At 48.9% G+C, this 20,763-nt stretch carries 20 protein-coding genes; 10 read left to right on the plus strand and 10 right to left on the minus strand.

Translation table 11 applies throughout. The features are described from left to right. Nucleotides 1–119 precede the first annotated feature (119 nt). Nucleotides 120–1,328, minus strand: coding sequence for a multidrug effflux MFS transporter (locus tag CF168_RS19895; RefSeq protein WP_086903546.1), 1,209 nt, complete (start codon nucleotides 1,326–1,328; stop codon nucleotides 120–122). Between the two features lie 115 nt (nucleotides 1,329–1,443). Here CF168_RS19895 and CF168_RS19900 point away from each other — a divergent pair, with 115 nt between their 5' ends. Continuing rightward, nucleotides 1,444–2,403: a LysR family transcriptional regulator gene (locus tag CF168_RS19900; RefSeq protein WP_089068755.1), complete on the plus strand. Its 960-nt coding sequence runs from the start codon at nucleotides 1,444–1,446 to the stop codon at nucleotides 2,401–2,403. 62 nt (nucleotides 2,404–2,465) lie between these two features. Here CF168_RS19900 and CF168_RS19905 read toward each other — a convergent pair whose 3' ends face one another. Beyond that, nucleotides 2,466–4,337, minus strand: a complete 1,872-nt coding sequence (locus CF168_RS19905; RefSeq protein WP_089068756.1) for a methyl-accepting chemotaxis protein — start codon at nucleotides 4,335–4,337, stop codon at nucleotides 2,466–2,468. Nucleotides 4,338–4,781: 444 nt separating this feature from the next. Here CF168_RS19905 and CF168_RS19910 point away from each other — a divergent pair, with 444 nt between their 5' ends. Next, nucleotides 4,782–5,117, plus strand: a complete 336-nt coding sequence (locus CF168_RS19910; protein ID WP_086903543.1) for a hypothetical protein — start codon at nucleotides 4,782–4,784, stop codon at nucleotides 5,115–5,117. A gap of 283 nt (nucleotides 5,118–5,400) precedes the next feature. Here the strand turns inward: CF168_RS19910 and CF168_RS19915 are convergent, their stop codons facing one another. Both CF168_RS19915 and CF168_RS19920 read right to left on the minus strand, forming a co-directional pair. Further along, complete coding sequence (locus tag CF168_RS19915) at nucleotides 5,401–6,858, minus strand: DUF4145 domain-containing protein (RefSeq protein WP_089068757.1); 1,458 nt, start codon at nucleotides 6,856–6,858, stop codon at nucleotides 5,401–5,403. A gap of 36 nt (nucleotides 6,859–6,894) precedes the next feature. After that, nucleotides 6,895–7,602 carry a hypothetical protein gene (locus CF168_RS19920; RefSeq protein ID WP_011624476.1) on the minus strand — a complete coding sequence of 236 codons (708 nt, stop codon included), beginning with the start codon at nucleotides 7,600–7,602 and terminating at the stop codon, nucleotides 6,895–6,897. A gap of 190 nt (nucleotides 7,603–7,792) precedes the next feature. Between CF168_RS19920 and CF168_RS19925 the strand changes: the two genes are divergently transcribed. Both CF168_RS19925 and CF168_RS19930 read left to right on the plus strand, forming a co-directional pair. Next, on the plus strand, nucleotides 7,793–8,320 hold the full coding sequence (locus CF168_RS19925) for a DUF2780 domain-containing protein (RefSeq protein ID WP_011624477.1): 528 nt from the start codon (nucleotides 7,793–7,795) through the stop codon (nucleotides 8,318–8,320). A 96-nt stretch (nucleotides 8,321–8,416) separates the two neighbouring features. Then, a complete protein-coding gene (locus CF168_RS19930; protein WP_011718675.1) occupies nucleotides 8,417–8,878 on the plus strand; it encodes a TerB family tellurite resistance protein in 462 nt (153 codons plus the stop codon). 87 nt (nucleotides 8,879–8,965) lie between these two features. On the opposite strand, the gene CF168_RS19935 is transcribed toward CF168_RS19930, so the two are convergent. Then, a complete protein-coding gene (locus CF168_RS19935; protein ID WP_011624479.1) occupies nucleotides 8,966–9,790 on the minus strand; it encodes an HDOD domain-containing protein in 825 nt (274 codons plus the stop codon). A 294-nt stretch (nucleotides 9,791–10,084) separates the two neighbouring features. Between CF168_RS19935 and CF168_RS19940 the strand changes: the two genes are divergently transcribed. Next, nucleotides 10,085–10,696 (plus strand): energy transducer TonB, encoded by a 612-nt coding sequence (locus CF168_RS19940; protein ID WP_089068758.1) that lies wholly within the window; start codon nucleotides 10,085–10,087, stop codon nucleotides 10,694–10,696. A 72-nt stretch (nucleotides 10,697–10,768) separates the two neighbouring features. Here the strand turns inward: CF168_RS19940 and yjeH are convergent, their stop codons facing one another. Continuing rightward, complete coding sequence (gene yjeH / locus CF168_RS19945; RefSeq protein WP_089068759.1) at nucleotides 10,769–12,037, minus strand: L-methionine/branched-chain amino acid transporter; 1,269 nt, start codon at nucleotides 12,035–12,037, stop codon at nucleotides 10,769–10,771. A 227-nt stretch (nucleotides 12,038–12,264) separates the two neighbouring features. On the opposite strand from yjeH, the gene CF168_RS19950 reads away from it, so the two are divergent. Continuing rightward, nucleotides 12,265–12,696, plus strand: coding sequence for an Lrp/AsnC family transcriptional regulator (locus CF168_RS19950; RefSeq protein ID WP_011624482.1), 432 nt, complete (start codon nucleotides 12,265–12,267; stop codon nucleotides 12,694–12,696). A gap of 264 nt (nucleotides 12,697–12,960) precedes the next feature. On the opposite strand, the gene nrfD is transcribed toward CF168_RS19950, so the two are convergent. The 4 genes from nrfD to CF168_RS19970 all read right to left on the minus strand — a co-directional run bounded on the left by nrfD (nucleotide 12,961) and on the right by CF168_RS19970 (nucleotide 15,605). Continuing rightward, nucleotides 12,961–13,902, minus strand: coding sequence for a cytochrome c nitrite reductase subunit NrfD (gene nrfD / locus CF168_RS19955; RefSeq protein ID WP_089068760.1), 942 nt, complete (start codon nucleotides 13,900–13,902; stop codon nucleotides 12,961–12,963). Then, nucleotides 13,899–14,585, minus strand: coding sequence for a 4Fe-4S dicluster domain-containing protein (locus tag CF168_RS19960; RefSeq protein ID WP_089068761.1), 687 nt, complete (start codon nucleotides 14,583–14,585; stop codon nucleotides 13,899–13,901). Before CF168_RS19960 ends, nrfD begins: the two co-directional genes overlap by 4 nt. Before the next feature lie 4 nt (nucleotides 14,586–14,589). Further along, the gene (locus CF168_RS19965; RefSeq protein ID WP_089068762.1) at nucleotides 14,590–15,054 is read right to left on the minus strand and encodes a nitrite reductase; all 465 of its coding nucleotides are present in this window, start codon (nucleotides 15,052–15,054) and stop codon (nucleotides 14,590–14,592) included. Nucleotides 15,055–15,131: 77 nt separating this feature from the next. Next, on the minus strand, nucleotides 15,132–15,605 hold the full coding sequence (locus CF168_RS19970; protein ID WP_089068763.1) for a DUF2726 domain-containing protein: 474 nt from the start codon (nucleotides 15,603–15,605) through the stop codon (nucleotides 15,132–15,134). 414 nt (nucleotides 15,606–16,019) lie between these two features. Here CF168_RS19970 and CF168_RS19975 point away from each other — a divergent pair, with 414 nt between their 5' ends. The 4 genes from CF168_RS19975 (at nucleotide 16,020) to menC (ending at nucleotide 20,759) form a co-directional block, all read left to right on the plus strand. Next, nucleotides 16,020–16,988, plus strand: coding sequence for a LysR family transcriptional regulator (locus CF168_RS19975; RefSeq protein ID WP_089068764.1), 969 nt, complete (start codon nucleotides 16,020–16,022; stop codon nucleotides 16,986–16,988). 174 nt (nucleotides 16,989–17,162) lie between these two features. Beyond that, nucleotides 17,163–18,884: a 2-succinyl-5-enolpyruvyl-6-hydroxy-3-cyclohexene-1-carboxylic-acid synthase gene (menD, locus tag CF168_RS19980; RefSeq protein WP_089068765.1), complete on the plus strand. Its 1,722-nt coding sequence runs from the start codon at nucleotides 17,163–17,165 to the stop codon at nucleotides 18,882–18,884. Next, nucleotides 18,884–19,687: a 2-succinyl-6-hydroxy-2,4-cyclohexadiene-1-carboxylate synthase gene (gene menH / locus CF168_RS19985; protein ID WP_089068766.1), complete on the plus strand. Its 804-nt coding sequence runs from the start codon at nucleotides 18,884–18,886 to the stop codon at nucleotides 19,685–19,687. The genes menD and menH overlap by 1 nt, the downstream gene beginning before the upstream one ends. A gap of 22 nt (nucleotides 19,688–19,709) precedes the next feature. After that, nucleotides 19,710–20,759 (plus strand): o-succinylbenzoate synthase, encoded by a 1,050-nt coding sequence (menC, locus tag CF168_RS19990; RefSeq protein ID WP_089068767.1) that lies wholly within the window; start codon nucleotides 19,710–19,712, stop codon nucleotides 20,757–20,759. The last annotated feature ends 4 nt before the right edge of the window (nucleotides 20,760–20,763 follow it).

Here is a 20,763-nt window from a genome sequence, read left to right on the forward strand (position 1 = left end):
CTCTCTATAAAACGTTTATCCAGCAGTATAGCAGCTTGAATTATCGATAAAAAATGCCCGTAGTTATGGTCAAATAAGCTACGGGCAAAGGGTGTTTTTGGTTAGCCGTTTAGGGCGAATTAATGCTCTGCGGCTAATTGCTCTTGGTGCCAGTGGTCAAAGCGGCTGAGCGCCATCATTGAAAGTAATCCGACAGAAAATACTCCCATCACTAAGGCCACAGCATAGGGTGCGGTCAGGTTTGTTTGCTGCACAAGGCCAGCCACCACAGACGCACCACTCATCTGAATAAAACCTAACATCGCCGTAGCGGTACCCGCCCGCTCGCCAAAGGCAGACAGTGCCATACTGGTCGCTGGGCCTAATAACAGCGCAAAACCAATACACAACAGCATCATAGGCAGCATAAAGGCAAAGGCGGCGGCCATACCAACACTCGGGCCGAAGGCTTGCGTTGCGATAATCAATACCGCCGAGAGCACCAGTAGCACTAAGGCAAGGATGGCGGTTGGACGGTTGCCTAATTTGCGGATCACCACTGGCGCGGCAAAACAGGCCACAATATTGACTACAGCGTTCAAACCGAACAAACCACTAAAAGCTAACTCAGACACCCCTAAATGGCCGATAAGCCACACGGGAGAGTAAGACACATAACTTAAAATTGCCGCCATCGCCGACATACAGGCAAAAGCATAGAACAAGAAATGGGTATTGCTCAGCACAGGTTTATAACGACTCCAACGGTACAATGGGCCTGTGCTAACGGTATTGGCCGGACGGGTTTCGGGTAAACGATAGCCCACCAATAGCATCATCAAAATCGCGTATAGCGTCATAAACACAAAGGTCGAGCGCCAGCCAAATTGCATGGCTAATAGTCCGCCAAGGGTAGGTGCCAAGGCGGGAATAACGCAAATAGCACCATTTAAGTAACTGTAAATACGGGCGCCTTCCTTCGGCGAATAACAGTCACGCACAGCGCTAAAGACCACAATCGAGGTTGAACACGCCGCTAACCCTTGCAGCACGCGAGCAAGTTGCAACCAGTGAAATTCAATCGCGGCAGCGGCGAGCAAACTGCTCGCGCCATAGAGCAACACACCAAAGAGTGCCACGGGGCGACGTCCATAACGGTCGGCCAAGGGGCCAATCAATACCTGTCCCACACCCATAGCAAATAAAAACAGTACTAAGGTGGACTGTACTTCACTGGCAGACACGGCGAACTCTGCCGCCATAGTGGGCATAGAAGGGAGGTAAATATCAATTGCCAGAGGGCTAAGTAGCACCAAAGACATCAAAATAGGTAACAGATTGCGCCGCATAAAACTTATCTCGGTTAAACAGTAAAAAGTATTTCAGTGGGCGCTATTTTAAATAACTCAAGGTATGAACAGAAATGGTATAATTTCCAAAGTGAATTTCCTTTAAGGAATATCTATGAATCTCGACAACTTAGCCAGAATCGATCTCAACCTACTGGTGATATTGAAGGTTTTGCTCGAAGAGCAGAGCGTCACCCGCGCAGCGAGTCGATTACATATTAGCCAGTCGGCATTAAGCAAGAGCTTGAATCGCCTGCGAGAAACTCTAGATGATCCCCTATTCCAGCGCACTGCCCACGGCCTAAAACCCACGGCACATGCGCTCAATATTGGGCTTAAATTACCGAATATTTTACAGGACTTATATCAACTCACTCAGCCACCGACGTTTACACCAGCCAGCAGTTACAGGCAGTTTTCCTTTGCCATGGTTGAAAGCGCTTACGAAACCTTAATTCCCTATTTTATCGGCCCATTGTTAAGCACTGCACCAAATCTGAAGCTCGACTCCTATGTGTGGACCGAGAAATCGATGCACGATTTACAGCAGGGGCAAATTGACTTTGGGATCTCGGGGCGGGATCTACACCCACTGTCAGACTCGCAAACGGACAGACTCCCAGATGGCATCAGCTGCCAAACCCTGTTTACCGACAGGCAAGTGTGTTTGGTGCGCCAAGATCATCCTTTGATGACTGCACTCACCTCGCCCCAATGGGATTTATCCATGTACTTAGATATGGCGCATGTACAGGTTCGCTGTGAAGGGAGTGATTGGTGGGCGCTGGATTACTTTCTAGCCGACCTTGGCCACAGGCGCAAAATCAGCACGACTGTACCCGATTTTTATGGCGCGGCCAGCATCTGCGCCCACAGTGATTTAATTTTCACTTTGCCGTCGAGCTTTGCACTGCACGCATGCAAGCTGTATCCACTGAGGCTATTGCCTCTGCCCTTTGAATTTATCCCTATGGCCTATGTTCTGCTCTGGCATCAGCGCAACGATGAAGACCAAGGCCATAAATGGATGCGTGATACCATCTGCCAAAGTGTTGAAAAGCTTATGCAACCCTAGGATAAAAGCCATAAAAAAGCCCAGGGCACAAGCGTATCCTGGGCTTATTCAACTCAACACACTTACAGAATAAAGGTCGCTACCTGCGCGTTGAGATCATTCGCGCGCGCCTTTAATCCTTGGGCTTGAGTCAGATCCGATTTCGCGGCCTCGGTGATTTCGTCGGTCACGTCCTTGATCGCTACGGTATTTTGGGTGATCTCCCCAGTAACTTGGGTTTGCTCTTCGGCGGCAGTGGCAATTTGGCCCGCCATATCCGAAATCACATTCACGGCTTGGGTGATCTCCTCCAATGCCTTTGCGGCGGCATTCGCATCTTCCACGCTGTTGCCTGCAAGCATTTGACTGCTTTCCATCAAACTCACGGCTTTTGCTGTGGTGCGTTGCAGGGTTTCAATGGTCGCATGTACTTCTTGGGTCGAATCTTGAGTCCGACGCGACAATACCCGTACCTCATCGGCGACCACGGCAAAACCACGGCCCTGCTCACCCGCGCGGGCGGCTTCAATCGCAGCGTTGAGCGCTAATAGGTTAGTCTGCTCCGCAATCCCTTGAATAGTTGCTAAAATGCTAGAAATCGACTGTGCATGGCGACTTAAATCTTCAATCACGTCCGTTGCCTGAGCGACTTCATCGGCTAGGGAATTGATCGAACTGCGGGTTTTATTGACCAGCTCTTTGCCTTGGAAACTGCTCGCGGCCGACTGCTGCGCCGCTGTCGCAGTGTTTTCCGCATTGGCGGCAATTTCATTGGTCGCGCTTGCCATTTCGGTCACCGCCGTTGCCACCATAGCCACTTCCTGCTGCTGACGTTGCAACTCTGCCACGGCAATATGGTTGGTTTTAAGACTGCGCTCGGCATCCGCATCTAGCTCACTGGCTAACTGACGAATATGGCTGATCAATTGATGCTGGCTGCCGACAAAACGGTTAAAGCTATCGGCCAACACGCCCACTTCATCCTGTGTGTCGACCTCGATGCGTTGAGTTAAATCGCCATTGCCGTCGGCAATGCGTGCCAGTGCCTGAGACACGCGTCCGAGTGGACCTAGCAATAGATTCACCAACCAAGAAATCGCCAACACACTCAGGAGTAACACAACGGCGGAAAGTCCAAATTGCGTCAGCAGAAGATCGGTTAACGGCGCCTCTAGGGTCTCCTTATCCAGCACTATCACCAATTCCCAATCGGTATTGGGAATATCGACGCCCCAGACTAACTTGTCGCGGCCCTCATTCTCAAAATACATGGGCAGCAAGGCTCCCGCTTGGCGGCTCTGCTGCGGTAAATCATGATTCAGATCGTTGTCGATTTGGCCGACAGGCTTCATCGCCTTTGAAGCATCTTTGTAAGCAATCACAGTACCGTCTTTGTGCATCATGATCGCATAGCCATTGGCGGGGAGTGTCATGCGATTCACGCTCTCGACTAGGCTCGCAATTGAGAGATCGCCCCCCACCACACCTTGCGAGGTCGCCTGTGCCATAGTGACCACTAACACGTTATAGGCCACGTCAACATAGGGTTTTGTCAGGATAAGACCGCGCTCATTCATGGCCTGTTTATACCAAGGGCGCGTTCTCGGATCGTAACCCGTGCGGTCGATACTTGGATCTGAATCCAACATCTGCCCTGTCTCGGTACCAAAATAGGTCAGCTGGAATCGCCCAGAGGCCTGCGCCTGCTGTAATGCACTTAAACTATTACCTTCAACCTTAGAGACTAATGCCCCAACGATATCTTGGCGTCCCGCAAGCCATTCCTGAATGCGCTCGGCCTGTTGTTCACCCAAGCGCTGCACTTGCTCTAGGCTATTTTGCAGCAACAATGACTTTTGACTGGAATAGCTTTGCCATGACAGTGAGCCGATGACGAGGGAGAGCGCGATCACGACCGAAATCAGGATCTTTTGTTTAAGCGAATATGAGTTCATTTTGGTATCTACGGTTTTACACAGCACTGAAGGAAGGTAATGATGAGAGGCAGGCAGTTAACGTCGTAAATTTACAGTTTTAGCCAAAACCAATCAAAATATCGGCTAAATTTTCGCACATATTGCACAACAAACAAAGAATACGTTACAGTCGGAATGACAAATAATTAAGCAAAAACATTAAGATAACTAAACAACACCAAAAACAAACCTCAGGTAAACACAAAGATCACAGCCAAATAAAAGGCACAACAATTTCGGTTTCATAGACGTAAAACAACGTAAATTAACCCAAATTAACGTGACCCAATCCGATTATTTATTGCACACTGACCCTCCATAGCATTGGGAAAGAGGCCCATTGATAGCGCCAGCTTGGCGACATCCACTCTACAATATGGCTTTACTCGTTTTCCGCCTCGCCCATTTTGATTAGGAGTTCTTATGATCTATCAACAATTTCAACAGAGCCCATTTCAGCCACGCATTTCAGGAGCTCGGGCTTGGTTAGCCATGGCGATCAGCGTCAGCCTAATCTGCTTATCTCTGTTTTTATTACCTTTTGTGCTTTTATTCGGCGCGATTGCGCTCGGCTGTGTTGTGCTATTTAGCCGTTTTTATGTCGCACGCCAAATGAGTAAGTTTAATCGCGCCCAAGCGCAAGCACAGGAGGCGGCAAGCCAAGCATCGGACTTTTATCGCTCGGCGAATGTGGTACGCGAACCCCATGCAGAGCACTATCGTGGCCGCACCTTCGAGCATCAACAGGATGAGAAATAATACTAGGGCGTGTTGACGTTTCAGGGTTATTTTTGCAGCAGTTTGGCAGGCTTTTATGCAAGACAAAGTCCGTGCAGTGTAGTTATTCTACATAAACGGACGATAACGCAGCAGAAACGCCAGCCAAATGCTGCCCGAAGGGTTCGTCTGGCAAGCCCTTGCTCTTACTTTCTGTCATAAGAGCCGCTCGTCATTTGAGTTGAATAACTACACTTGATTCCTCGTTTCGCGAGCACGTACTTGCCAGAACGAACAAAATCTAATCTCGAAACGTCAACACGTCCTAGGCGCTTAGTAATGTCTTTGCGCGCTTAAGGGTTTGAATCTCGCCGGGATCTTGAGTCATCTCCAGCACAGTATCAATTTGCAGCGCGAGTGATTGCCAGAGAGGCTCGATGATCTCGGCCTCTTTGGCATTAGCATGACGACGCGCGAGATTGAGTAGCGCCGCAGAGCCCACCACATCGATGCGCCCTAAAATACCGTCTGCGAGTGCCATGCTCAACTCAATCATGGCTGGCACGCTGTGACCGTATTTAATCACTTCACGCAGGTAACGCTCCGCCTGACTCACATCGCCACCCAAACCACTTTCATCGTTTAACATGTGTTGTGCGCGGGTAAGCATGGCATCGAGTTGGCCTTGCTCAGCAGCTTCGGCCATCCAATATTCACTCACAATAGGATCGCGCTTACAACCATCACCATTGGCGAGCATTAAGGCTAAATGGTACTGGGCATGGGGATAACCCGCTTGCGCCGCTTTATTAATAAAATGATAGGCTTGGGTCAGATCTTTCGCCTGATAGTAAAGCACGCCTAAATTCGCCATGGCTTCGGTTTGCTCACCCTCGGCCGCCAATTGTAAATAGTGCTTCGCCTGCACTAAATCCGGCTTAAATGACTCACTGCCCACCAGATAAAAATACCCCAGTAACGCCATCGCATTGACGACACCCGCCTGAGCGGCCTTGGCAATTGCCGCTTCGCCCTGAATGGCATCGGCCTGCCCTTGATAGCCATGGATAAGCCCCACCCCATGTTCATAGAGGGCATCCGAATGTTTTGGCGCCGCAAGGGCAAACCAATAGGCAGCTTTAGCAAAGGTATCACTGGCTTTTTGCGCCACTTCCTTTACCGCTGGGCCATTTTCATCTTCATTACCATAGGATTGGTCAGCCAAGGCAAGCTCTTGTTCTTTAAGCATTAATGATTTGGTTTTAAAAGAAATCCCCACAAGATATTGTGCCTTAGGGTCGTCTTCCATCACCGCGCGGTAACAGAGATCTTTGATGGTAACTGCATCGCTGGCTTGGTAACGATAAGCGGGAGCCGCACGCCCAACCACCTTAGGATACAAGTGCTCAATTAAGGCCAACACATCCTTGATGGCCTTTTGGGCCAAGGCGAGCAATTGTTCTTGGGTTAAATGGTATTTTTCAGGGTGGGCGCCACGGTTACCATCGCCACGCAGGCGATGCAAGGCTCTGGTCGTCTTCACATCGATCAGCCGCTTTTGGTTTAACAGCTCGATACGATCATAGAGGTTAGGACTGGTGAAGGAGACGGCTTTATCCTGACCGAGTAGTTCGGTCAGCCTGTGGGTAAAACTGCGGATATGCAGCAGTGACTGGGTGGGCACATCCTGCACATAGTTTTTGGCGTTGAGGTAATCATCGAGGAGAGAGGCCGAAAACCCTTGGATAAATTCGCTATCCAGTAACTCAGCCCCTGTCCCCATAAATCCTTACCTCAGTTCAAATGTACTCAGTTGATATTATTCCGCGGTAGGCTTTTTCGTCACCATATACAGGCGGAACAGCGCTAAGTTCACGAATAGACCAATAAATGCCATCAAGGTATCCGCCAACATTTGCACTGGCAGGCCACCCAGAGAAGCCGCGCCAGAGAGCTGAGCACCCACGACAGAAAGCGGCAGGTAAAGCATCAATAAGGCGATAGTTTTCAGTACGATAGGACCGCTAAAGCTAAAGCTTGCCTTAATGGCTTCCAGAGGTGTAAGACGTTCAACCACCACCATAAAGTTCACATAGGCGAGTCGCGCAAACAGATAGAAACTGATGACGAGGCCGACTAACCACAGTGGACCAAACGCAGCAAATAGCATCACAGGCGCTAAAATCGCCAGTCCCGAAAACACACCCGCCAACAGCAGGGGCGGTACAAAAGGTAAGCTGGCCTTCAATACCATTCCCGTCGGGGGATTATGTCCCTGGGATCTCAGCTCTAAAAACAGCGTTAATGCGGCGATCAGCACCGAAAAAATCAATAACAGTAGCATCATGGCGATCATATGTGGCGCGCCAAACTGTGGGTTTTCCAGATCAACTTTGCTCATCTCTGTACCTAGCCACAGCTGGATCCCCACCTGCACTAACAGTAATGGCACTGTCAGCATGGCAAGCTGAGTGAGATGATTACGGAAAAAGTTATAAGCTTCGGTCAAAATTGCGGATAGTGACATGCGCCTTTCCAAAATAATTGAAGTAAATTAACACCGTGAATTGCCGCTAAGGATACCCAAAATCCCGCCCCAATGCACAACACAAATCACTTGAGTGAACCGTAAATCACAGAAAAGGACTGCAACAAAAGTCGCAAAGCCGTTACACTGTGGGCCTTTATTGCGCGCAAACCCTCAAAGGATGCCACTCATGAAACACACTCTCACTCTCTCAATCCTGATCAGCGCCACGCTTTTAGCGGCTCCCGCCAGTGCAGGCTGGTTAGATAACCTCGCAGGAACACAAGCAAAAACAGAAAAAGTAGCCACAGGTACCGCGACTCAATCTAACGAGTTAGTCGGTAGCGTGATGTCGCAACTCGGTTTAAGCCAAAACCAAGCCGAAGGCGGTTTAGGCAGCCTGCTAGGCCTAGCCCAGTCTAGCCTAGGTTCGAATGATTACACCAAATTAGCCGCCAGCATTCCTAATGCCGACAGCCTATTAGCCGCAGCGCCAAAGCTTGACGCTAACTCAGGCGTTTCAGGTCTATTGTCTAAGGCGGGTAATATTGGATCTTCCCTTCAAGGCAGCGCAATGGTGTTAGATGCTTTTGAAAAATTAGGTATTTCTAAAGATCTCGCTATGCCGATGATCAATATCGCCAAGTCTTATCTTGAGACAAATGGTGCAGAAGGCAGCTCAGATCTGCTGATGAAAGGACTAAACTCTCTGCTGTAATCTTCGCTTTCACCCTAAGCACACGGCTTAGGGTGAACTTTAGCGCCGTAAATCACTCTATTTAGTTATCCCTTCTTGCCAGAGCAGTGCCCTTTTATGATTGCTAAGCTGAAACGATTCCTTCAATCCCACACCCAGGCCATCTCCCCCGAGGAGAAAGCCCACCAGCTGAAGTTGGCGGCCGCGAGTATGTTGCTCGAAGTGGTATTTGCCGATGAAACCCTCGCGGCAGAAGAAATGGCATTACTACCGACCTTGCTGACGGAAACATTGTCGATGCCAGCGCAGGAAGCCAATGAACTGATTGAAGAAGCGAAAAAAGCCCAAGGTAATGCTACCTCGCTGTTTGAGTTTACCAATACCATCAATGCCGAATTTAGCTTGGAGCAAAAACAACAATTGCTGTTAGCTATGTGGCAATTAGCCTATGCCGATGGACAACTCTCCCAGTACGAAGATCAAATTATTCGCCGCACCGCCGATTTGCTGTACCTCAAGCACAGCGAACTGATCCAGATGCGTAATCAGGCTATCGAAGCGACCCAAGCGGCACGCTAAAAGCGCCCAATAAAAAAGCATGAATCGCAGTGTGCCATTCATGCTTTGAGTTTAACGTTTTAAATTGCCGTTTCGGGTCAAATATTCTTAAGCAAGGGCCTTACCTATTTCGAATCCAGCGCCTCTAAGCTCGGTTAACTTGACTCGCAATCCCCCCATTTCCATCTTTAAGCCCTTCTTGGTCGCTAATTGCGATAACCAACTGGTTTTATCGTCATCATCTATGCTGTCCCACTCTTCCAGCACTTTATAGGCGAGGCACAACAAGGCGGCCAATTTAGAAAACGGATTCGAATCCTTGGGGTGATCCTGATACAGAATGCCCTGCACCAGCGCTGGGGTAAATTTCCAGTTTTGGGCCAACAAGGCGCCTATATCGGGCGAATCATAGCCGAGCAGTTCACGCTCAAACGTATGCTTATCTTTGCCCTGAGCGACGGCTTCGGTAATCTTCTCGGCATCTTCGGGGGAAATCGCCGCAATCAGTAAGTCACCAATCCGATGGAGGATCCCACAGGTAAAGGCCTCATCGGGCTGTACCCCACAACGTTTGGCCATCTCTTGGCAATAGAGTGCAATTTCAAAGGTCTGCCCCCAAAACTGCGCGAGATCGACCCCTTGGCATTTAGGCACTGAGCCCATCACCGCCGACGCTAGGACTAACGTCCGCAGCGTCTGCATGCCAAGGCGCACAACGGCTTCGTCAATACTGCCCACCTCGCGGCTGTGGCCATAGTGGGCGCAATTGGCCAGCCTCAGCACCTTAGCGCTGATCAAGGGATCGTGGGACACCTTAGTCGCAATATTTTTGACCGTGGCATTATCATCGTTAACTACTTCAAGCAGCTCACTGATGGCTTTAGGTAAACGGGGTAAGTCATCGACTCGACTCAGTAGCGCAGCAGAATCCATATTTATTCTCCTTCGACATGAATGATCAAAATATAGAACACAGAATTTAGCCTCGCTTGCAAAGATATCGCCGTATATCAATGGCGTCTGGCACTTTTGTCTTACTTCAAACGATATTGAAAGCAGGCCGTGATTGCTACAAATCCGCTCGGCAAGCGCGATTGGCTCGTGCTTTATGCCATTCCAGCCCGTCAAAGTTGCTCAACAATTATGCTTATTTGTAAATAAATATTTCTAAAATTTAGTGATAGGTGATATAGATTAAATCTTGTTCATCCATTGTAAGGAAGCACTATGGGCCAACATGCACTCGTTAATCGCACTGGTATTATCCTTGTTAGCGCACTGATCACCTTAGGTTTGTTCGTGTTTATGGCGCAACTTATCCATAATCCGCAGCCCTTGAGCGGGCAAGCGAGCGATGCACCGCAGATCAATATTTTGATGACGGAGCGAACACCCATTCCGCCGAAGGAAAGCCGTAAACCCGAACCACCTAAACCCATTCCGGCTAGGGAGCGCGTTACCGCTCCCGGTGAGAGCAATCAACTCGTCAATTTCAATACACAAACTTTTACCCCCGAAATGCCAACCCAAACCACACTCTTTACCCAATCGGCAATGACGGCCGAAGCCTTACCTGTGGTGCAAGTGTCCCCTCGCTATCCCATTGATGCGGCGCAAAATGGCAAGGAAGGTTATGTAGTCGTGGGATTTGATATCACAGCGGATGGTAGTGTCAGCAATGTGCGCGTGCTCGATGCTAATCCGAAGCGGGTGTTTGATAAGGCGGCACTGTCAGCGGTGCAAAACTGGAAATACAAACCTAAGTTTGATTCGGGCAAGGCCGTGCCACAGCTGAATCAACAGGTGCAGCTCGACTTTAAACTGGATCAGAAGATTTAAGGCCAAGGGACCAGAACGCACGATGCTTGGCGTTCTGGTCCGTCATTAAGTGATAGTTCAGCACTTCGGCCACTAAGACGCTTTATTTACCGCTAAGCTCTGTTTGCGACTGATATGCGTCTTTTGCCACCACAGGAATGGTGCCACGAACAAGATCAACACCAACACGTAGGCCATACTTGCCCCAAGCGCGATACCTAAGGCCAAGCAGAAGCCACAACCTAATACCACTAAGGGTAAGTTACTGCGGGGCAATAACTTAGCCGCGGCTAACATCGCCATTAAATAAATCACCACGAACACCCCATTACTCCAGGCTATCAAATGTTCGAGCTCTTGGCCCGTGGTGTGGGTCAGCACTATCACACTCGCCATCACGCTGAGTAACGCCGCCAAGGCGCGGATAGGCACTCCGTGACGATTTTTTACCGCAAAGCAGCGCGGCAAAATGCCTTCGTTACTAAAGCTCCAGATTAGGCGCGCAGCACTGGCGGCGTACACGTTAACCGTGGCAAGACCGCTGGCAATCCCCAGCACACCAATCACTTGTGCGCCATAGCCACCCAAAAGCGCATCGAACACGCCAATCATGGCCACGCTTTTATCGGTCGGTACTAACAGCAAAATCAAGGTACAGGCCACATAAATAATGCCCACCAGCACAGTACCCATCATCATCGCAGGGATCATATCCTGCTGCGGACGACGAAAATCATCGGCGAGGTGAGTCATGGCCTCAATCCCAAGGAAACTCCAAAAGGCGATACCTGCGGCAATCATAATAGTGGGGATTTCTGGCGTGCCATAGCTCGCTAATGAGGTTAAGTGCCCAGGTTGCACACTGCTCGCCCCGAATAACAGCACCACAATCGCCACAATACAAAGGGTTAAGCCAAATTGCAGTTTGGCCGAGACTTGGATGCCACGCAGATTAAGTAGGAATAAGCCGAAAATCACTAATACCTCAGCGCCAACCTTAGACCAACCATCTAAGGGGATGAGCGCATTAACGAATTGGAAGGTCATCAAAATCGCGGCTGGCGCGCCCATGGGCACCACCAGTAAAAAAATCAGCCCAATAGTACGGCCAGCGGTGCGGCCAAAAGCCTTTTCGACAAAATAAGCGGGACCCGCTGCATGGGGAAAGACACTTGCCAATCGACCAAAAATCAGTGCCACCGGAATAATGGCTAAGGTCAGGAGTGACCACGCGATAAGCGCGCCAGCCTGGGCTTTGTCGATTATCATTTGCGGGAGAATAAACACCCCAGTGCCCAGCAAAGTGGTGGCCATCAAGCCTGCGCCTTGCCAACGTCCTATAGTTCCGCTATGTGAGTTCATCTGTTAAAATTCAGTGGTTTTGAAGCCGTCAGTATAGTGAGATTTTACGCCGCAATCTGCCGTCAATCTCAGTGTTCTTCATGGCAAACACCGGCAAAATGACGGCAAAAATGCATATTTCCGGCAAAATGACGGCGCAGCCCCAGCGCTAAGTGCTTAACTGATATTAGCCCGCCTTGGCGATTTGCCTCGCGCTTTTTTACAACCCGTTTTTATCGGAGCTCAAGTTGGATAAGTTTGATACCGCCATCATCCACAGCCTGCGACAAGATGCACGCCAGAGTGTCTCCAGTATCGCTGAGCAGGTTAACCTTTCCCGTAGTGCGGTTGCCGAGCGGATTAAAAAACTCGAGCAAACTGGGGTGATCCGCGGCTATCAGGTTTTGCTGAGCGAATCGCAAAAGGAAGGCGTGTCGGCCTATTTCGAAATCCAGCATAAATGCCCGCGCTGCGCCGATGTGGTGCATGTGTTCCACGCCATCCCCGAGGTGATCACTTGCCGCGGTATCTCTGGCGATATGGATTTGTTGGTGTATGTGCACGCCCCGTCGATGCGCCGCTTGCATGAAATTCGTGAATATATCGATACCCACACGGATATCATTAAAATCAAAACCCATGTGGTGATGAGCGAGTGGATAAATAACGCGGGTGAATAGGCGTGCTTTGTCCTCAAACAAGAAACGCCACCCCTAAGGAATAAAGGTGGCGAGGCCCTTGTGGAGGCAGGGCAAACAATATCAAAAATATGGCTTCCCTTCCCAATAACCTCCCTGTGACAGCAAATCGCGACAAGGCAACCCACCTTTAACTACTTCAGCCAGTGTAATCAAAGGAGGTTAACTCACAGTGCATTCCTTAAGCACCGCTTCGCCATCCGCCGTTATTCCTTCTTATCTTTAACTTGGGCAAACCGTGCCCCATTAAACGACCGTCATTTGCCCCGTGTAGAGAATAAAGTTACGCAGCAGTAGTACACCAATAAGACTCAAACATGCGGTGCCTGCCACATAGGCCCACTTACGTTTGGAAGTGGCAGTCATAAACAGATTCATTGCCAGTGGTCCCGATAATCCCAGCCCAACTATGCCAATCCAGAAGACCCATCCCCAGAAGCCATAACCTATCGCATTGAAGGCGGCAAACTTACTCTGACCTCCCGACAAGACGAGCCCCATAAAGAAGGTGAAAATCAACACTATCTCCACCAAAATCAATGGGATCTCAACTTTATGGATAAAGTGTACTTCCTTGGCATTGGGGTTGGCATTAAGTAGCACGCCACCCAAGAGGGAAGATGCGGCGCCCGATGACAATCCCGAAGCCAAAAATAGCAGTGGCAACACGGGGTTTTTCAACATCGGATAGCCGGGTAAGGCCGACAGTAAAAAGCCGGTGTAGGCCCCAAGCGCGAGGGAGAAGATTACCAATAAACCAGTAATCGTTGCCTCGAAACGGCTCAGCCAGGCGGTGAACTTCAGCACCATGGGGAAGCGACTCTCACACCAAGCATCGATAGGTTTACGGAATAACAAGCCTATCCACATAAACATAAAGACTTGGTAAATCAGTAGAATCAACACCCCCATCGACATCACTGACTTGGGATTATAGAAGACTAAGATCTTCCAAAAATCGAAGGGCTTAGTTAAGTCCAAGACTAAGATGCCCAAACCCGCCATCACAGCCACGGGCGCCACAATACAGGCCGCTTGTACAAAGCCAGACTGGTAGGCGTTATGCTTTAACACAAAATGTTTGAGTAACACCGCAAAGAACATGGCACCGGCCGATGCGCCGGCTAAAAACAGGTAAATCGCGATCGGCCAATGCCACACTAGCGTATCAAAATGTAGGGCGCTCATATTGCTACCTCCCCTGATTTGGCCACAATGCGGAACAGTTTTGGCCGCGTTCCTAGGTCAACCTTAGCCCTTTGGGTCGGGTTAGCCTTCAGCACTTGTACCACCTGTGAACTCGGATCCTTTAAGTTGCCAAACACTAAGGCCTTAGTTGGACAAGCCGCGACGCAGGCGGGCTGTTTACCTTGGGCCAGATTAGTCTCACGGCAAAAATCACACTTGTCCGCGGCATGGGTAACGGGATTGATAAAGCGAATTTTGTAGGGACAAGCCGCAATACAATACTGACAGCCCACACACTTCCACGCATCCACCGACACGATTCCCGTTTCTTTATCGATAAAAGCGGCGCCAGTCGGGCAGACATTGACACAGGGCGCGTCTTCACAGTGCTGGCAAGACTTACGACTAAAGTGATAAAACTGGTTTGGATATTCTCCGTAAGGTCCGGTTTGTTCTATCTTCAGCCGCGCCACGCCCTCTGGCACATGGTTGGTTTCACGGCATGCAACCTCACAGGCCTTGCAACCTATGCACTTAGTCTCATCGTGGATCAGCGCATACTTAACACTGGCGTCGGCCTTGGCCTCATTCGAAGCACTGACAGTCGCGAGTAGGGTCGCTCCCGAAGCGCCGGCCAACAGGGCACATGTCCCTTTGAGAAATCTTCTTTTTGAATTTTCCATAACCTTACTCCTGCTGGCCTGTATGACAGTTACGGCACAGCTCACTGCGAACCTTAGGCGTCATGTCGGCCATAGGTTCAGTTGGGCTATGTAATTTATGGCAAGCGGCGCACGCCACTTTTTGCGCATGCACATTATGCGTCCACTCTTGGGAACTGAGTTTGGCGGGCCTGTGGCATTTTTGGCATGCTTGTAATTGCACTGTGGTTTCGGATGCCTCATTTAATCCAAAAACCACTAAATCATTTGGTTTTTTAGGGTGATCACCCTTTTCACCGTGACAACTGGAACAGGTCATTTTCATGGCATCCTGGCCGTGATGCCCTAACATTTGACCATTACGCTTATGACACTTCATGCAAGCATCACTGTTAATTTGCCTAGCAGGCTCAGCACTCGAAGCAGAAAAACTGAGCAATACAGCAATGACACCCAAGCGTAATGACCACAGCCATTGTCGTGTAGACATAGCGAGTCCTCATATTGATAGATGGGGAAATACAGAGGAAGTCAGGGTTCGGAAGGCTCCGAACCCGACAGTCGTGGTCAGACGGCTAAAGCTTGCTTAAGGCTTTGGGTATCCCACTGTTTATGCTGGTTCATTTCAATAAAACCAATATTGAATTTACTGAACAGCTTTTTCATGGGTGAGTTAATTTGCTTACCAGCGTCGCTGATCACCATTTTGACTTCAGAAGAGTCATGGTCAATCAACACATAGTCGAGACGGCATTCGTGATTTAAATCAGCATCATGCTGGTCCATATCAAATACAGTGTCTAACGGCACATTGCAGCAGACATCATATTTACCTTCTACGACAGTTTTGAGTGATTTAAAAAAGCTGAAGCTTTCTTCATCAAATAACACTGGTTTGAGTTTCATTTCATGATGAGCGTCATCAGGAACTGCTCTAAAAAACTTAATGCAAGTCATGACAAACATTACAAACACGAATGGAACTGCGACGAATAGTACAAAGTACATAAACGCATAGCTGAGAATGACTGAAGTGTTCATATACGCCTCCAATAACACAATTATATTTTTGTTTTCTCCTTTAAAGCAGCTTCAGTATTATTGTTAATCCCATTTATTTTTTTGACATAGATCACATTTAAAAATACAAAATTACATATAAACAACAAGTTAAGATACAGAACACATTACCGTTTAACATAAATCTAAAATGCACATATTGATAATGGTTAATTAATAAATTGAAATTCAAATAGTCAAATATCACAAACTAAAATTTCAAATTAAATTAAAGATGTTTTTTGAAAAATAAAAAATTCAAATCTAAATTTCCTGTTACACATAGATAGAAAAAAGGTGCTAGACTTGAGACTGGTTTCACATTAATTTTAATTACCAACACCATAATAATTCCTTGCTTATCTAGTGCTTGCCCAATATTAAGGAATATAAAAAATGCATATTAATAACATGGACAACCTCGATATTTTGAGTTTGAAAATATTGGTTTCATTATATGAGAACAAATCTGCAACCTATGTATCAAAGGCGTTAGATATCCCTGCCCCCAAAATAAGTCGCAGCCTAAAAAATCTGCGGGAAACATTTGGCGATGAACTTTTCATTCGTAAAAAATACGGTTTATTTCCAAATGAGTTTGTAACTCATTTATATCCTATTGCGAAACAAACCATAGAATGCTCGGATAAATTTCAAAAGGTGCGCGCGGCAAATGCAAGCCAAGTCAAAACCCATGTTGAAATTGCAGCGCCGGGCCTCATTGCCTATGCGTTTCCTAAAGCCTTAATGCAGGCCATTAAGGAAGAACAAAAGCCGATGCAGATTAATATCACCCCTTGGTCGCTGCACACGACACAGGACATCATCAATGGCGATGTGGCCTTAGGCATTTGCTGTAATAAGAGCACCGCCGATGTGGCGGCCTTTGGTGATAAGTTGCAAACCACGACACTGCAACGCATGGACAAGGTTTACCTCATCGCCAGCCGTAACCATCCGATTTTTAAACGCGAAATCATGCTTGAGAGCATTGCCGAATACCCCTATGTCAATACAGATCTTGGCAACCCCAGCACTCGCCTCAGCCCATATCAGGAGTTCTGCATTAAAAATGGCATAAAACTCAATACTGAAATTACCATTACCAGTATTTCTAGCCTGTTCGAATATCTCGGCGAGAGCCAGACAATTTCATTACTGCCCTATCGAGTGGTCTACGAGATGGTGAGCGATATTCCCGAGTTACACACTTGCCAGCTGTCACAACTGGAGGCCGAACGTTTGTACGCCCATACCGAAGCGCCAACGATTTTCCTCGTACAAAAAAACCAACCGAATAAGGTGAACGAAGACTTGCTCTGGCTCAGCGGGCAGATAAAGAAAATTGTCGACCATATTATTTAGCGGCTCCTTATCCTGTATTTTCATCTTGTAATACGAGGTGATAGGCATACTCTGCCTTAGCTTAGGCTCCACCTCATCCCCCACAGTATCTACCCAAGTTTTGTTAAGCCAGGCATACATCTTACCCGCCAAACACGCTACACTAAGCCCATCTTTATCTTGATAGATCTTGCTATGCGAACCGAAAACACAGCCACACTGAACCTGATGTGGGGCGCACTTATTCTGGAAGAATTAGCACGTCTTGGTGTGCAGCATGTCTGCATGGCACCGGGCTCACGCTCGACACCGCTAACCTTAGCCGCGGCTCAGCAAACCAAGCTTAAACGTCACTTGCATTTCGATGAGCGTGGCTTAGGTTTTATGGCACTCGGATTAGCCAAAGCCAGCTGCGCCCCCGTGGCGATTATCACCACCTCAGGCACGGCCGTCGCCAACCTTTATCCTGCGATAGTCGAAGCTTGGTTGACCCATGTGCCCTTGATTGTCCTAAGCGGTGACAGGCCACCAGAGTTACTCGGTTGCGGCGCCAACCAAGCCATAGTGCAACCGGCGATTTTTGCCAATTATGCCCAGCAGGTAAACCTGCCCACGCCAGATGCGCACATTGCGCCACAGATGTTGCTCACAACCCTCGATGAGGCGGTGGCAAACCAAACACGCCCAGTGCATATCAACTGCATGTACCGCGAACCTCTATATCCGAGTGAGATGACTGGCACCATTCTCGATAGCGAATCACCTTATCTGAGGCCACTGCAAACCTGGCTGCAACACGCCAGACCCTACACTCAATACGGTAAGAGTGAACAACTCAGCAGCCCGAGCGATGATGCCATTATGCGTTTCGTCCATGGTAAGGGCGTCATCATCGCGGGTACGCTCACGCCGGAGCAAGATCCACAGCAACTCATCGCCCTCTCACAAAAGATTGGTTGGCCATTGCTGACCGATGCGCAGTCACAACTGCGGCAACATCCTGCGGCGATGGGCAATATTGACCAACTACTGCAACATCCTAAGGCACGCAATCTGTTGCAAGAGGCTGACCGCGTGCTGGTATTTGGTGGGCGCTTATTGTCCAAGCGTTTGATTGCTTACCTTGCCGAGCAAAACTGGCACAGTTACTGGCAAGTGCTGCCACAGCAGGACAGGCTCGACCCAAGCCATAATGCCAAACACATTTGGCACGCCAACGCCGCGCAATTTGCTCAACTGAATTGGTATCGTTCCTCTTCGGCCAATTGGGCCAACACCTTAGTCACCTACAACGATGAATTACATAGTTTATTTGTACGTAATATCGATCAAGGTGAGTTTGGTGAGGCGCAGGTTATCCGCGCCATTGCCAATACGCGGCCCTTAGAGCAGCAATTGTTTATCGGCAATAGTCTGCCCGTGCGGTTATACGATATGTACGCCCCAGTGAGTTGTTGCACGGCCACCACTTATACCAACCGCGGCGCATCGGGGATCGACGGCTTACTGGCCACCGCCTGCGGCATTGCAGCGCATCAAGGCAAACCTACGAGCTTGATTATTGGGGACTTATCCCAGTTGCATGATCTCAACTCTTTTGCCATTGCCCGCAGCTTAACCAGCCCGTTGGTGATCATTATTCTCAACAACGACGGCGGCAATATCTTTAATCTCTTGCCCGTTCCTAACGAGGAGCTGCGCAGTGATTACTACCGCTTAAGCCATGGTTTAGAGTTTGGTTACGCCGCTGCCATGTTTAATCTGCCATATAATCAAGTGGATAATTTAGCCGACTTCCAAAGTTGTTATCACGAAGCGCTGGATTATCAGGGCGCCTCGGTGATCGAAGTCAGTGTAAGCCAACACCAAGCCAGCGAGCAGATCGCCGCGCTGAATTTATGGGTGAAACAAAGCTAATGCCAACCGTGGCCCGTTACGGGGAAGTCTCGCAACCAAACTTAGTCCTGCTTCACGGCTTTTTAGGGACTAAGGCCGATTGGCTGCCGCTTATCCCCGAACTGAGCCAGCATTTTCACTGTATCTGCCTCGATTTACCCGGACACGGCGATAATCAGCACGAGCTGCCATCGACGCTAGCCAATGGTTTCGAGCATTGTGTTCAAGACATTATCAGCCGCCTCGATCGCCTTGGTATTGAATCCTTTTATCTCTACGGTTATTCCCTCGGCGGCCGCATCGCTCTGCACCTTGCCAAGGCGTATCCGCAGCGCGTTTTGAGCTTATGGCTGGAGTCCTGTCATCCCGGGCTAACCGATACCGCAGAGCAAGCCGCACGCAGTAAAAACGACAATCTGTGGGCCAAACGCTTACTCAGCTTAAGCAGTCGGGATTTTTTACAGCTTTGGTATCAACAGGCGGTGTTTGCCGATATGTCCGACAAGGCGCGGCATGCCTTGGTAGCAAAACGTGCGTCGCTGCTCGACCAACATCCCAAGCAGACACTAAAACAGATCTTTTTGGCCACATCGCTGGCTCGCCAAACCTCTCTCTGGGATGTACCTGAAAACCTTGGCTGTGAATGCCATTTTTTTGCTGGCAGCCAAGATGCTAAATTCACTGCAATAGCAAAGGATTGGCAAGCACAACAACCCATCATCTTGCATCAGATTGAACAGGCTGGGCATAACATACATCAGGCCAATCCCGCGGCATTAGTCGCCTGCTTAAGCGCGCTAAAGCTTAAAAAATCGATGACTTGAAACAGATAAATTTAGGGAAAATATGATCTTAACGTCGCTCAGCTTGTACTTATATCGCCTGCCCTTAGACCGCTTTTTACCCGTGGGGAAACAGCGTATCGACCATAGAACGGGTTTAGTATTGCAGGCAAAGGCACAAGCTGAGGGCGAAGAAAGCGAGCAACTGATTGAAATCGCGCCGCTCTCTGGGTTTGATATCGACCAGCAGCCATTGTCCGGTTTTAGCCGCGAGAGCCTAGAAGAAGTACAACAGGCCTTAGTGGCACTGTTGCCTAAGCTGCAAAATCAACCTATCGATTACTTACTCGAGCAAGCCGAAGCGAGCCCCTATCCGTCCATGGCCTTTGGCTTAAGCCTATTGCACGCCAAACTTAGCGGAAAACTCGAGTCGGTGCGCCCAGTTACCGCCACTGTGCCGTTGATTTATCAGCCAGTGGATGCGCCTAAAACTGAATTGATTGCTAACATTGCGAGTCTTGATAGCTGCGTGCGCTCAGTCAAAGTGAAGGTTGCGCAAACCTCAGTGGAAGATGAATTAAGCTTGATTTATGGCATCTTAGGCCAGAGACCCGATCTCAAGCTGCGCTTAGATGCTAATCGCGGCTTTAGCTTAGAACAGGCCCTCGATTTTGCCGCTTGTTTACCGCTAGAGAGCATTGAATATATTGAGGAACCTTGCCAGCATCCGCAGGATAATCAAACCCTGTATCGCGCCATTCCTCTGCCCTACGCCTTAGATGAATCCCTCAATGAGCCGGATTATCAATTTATGATGCATGAGGGACTCACGGCGCTCATCATCAAACCCATGCTACTTGGCAGTATTGAAAAACTTCAGCGCCTTATCGACGAGGCACACAGCCATGGCGTGCGCTGTATCTTAAGCTCAAGCCTTGAGGCCAGCTTAGGTATCAATGACTTGGCCCACTTAGCCGCCATACTGACGCCCGATGAAATCCCAGGGCTCGATACGTTAGCCGCCTTTAGCCAAGACTTAATCGTACCAAGCGGTAAGCCCCAATGCTTAAAGCTTCATCAACTTAAACTTGTCGCCAGTACGCAGCAGGATTAATCGC

The organism is Shewanella bicestrii, from assembly GCF_002216875.1.
GTDB lineage: Bacteria > Pseudomonadota > Gammaproteobacteria > Enterobacterales > Shewanellaceae > Shewanella > Shewanella seohaensis.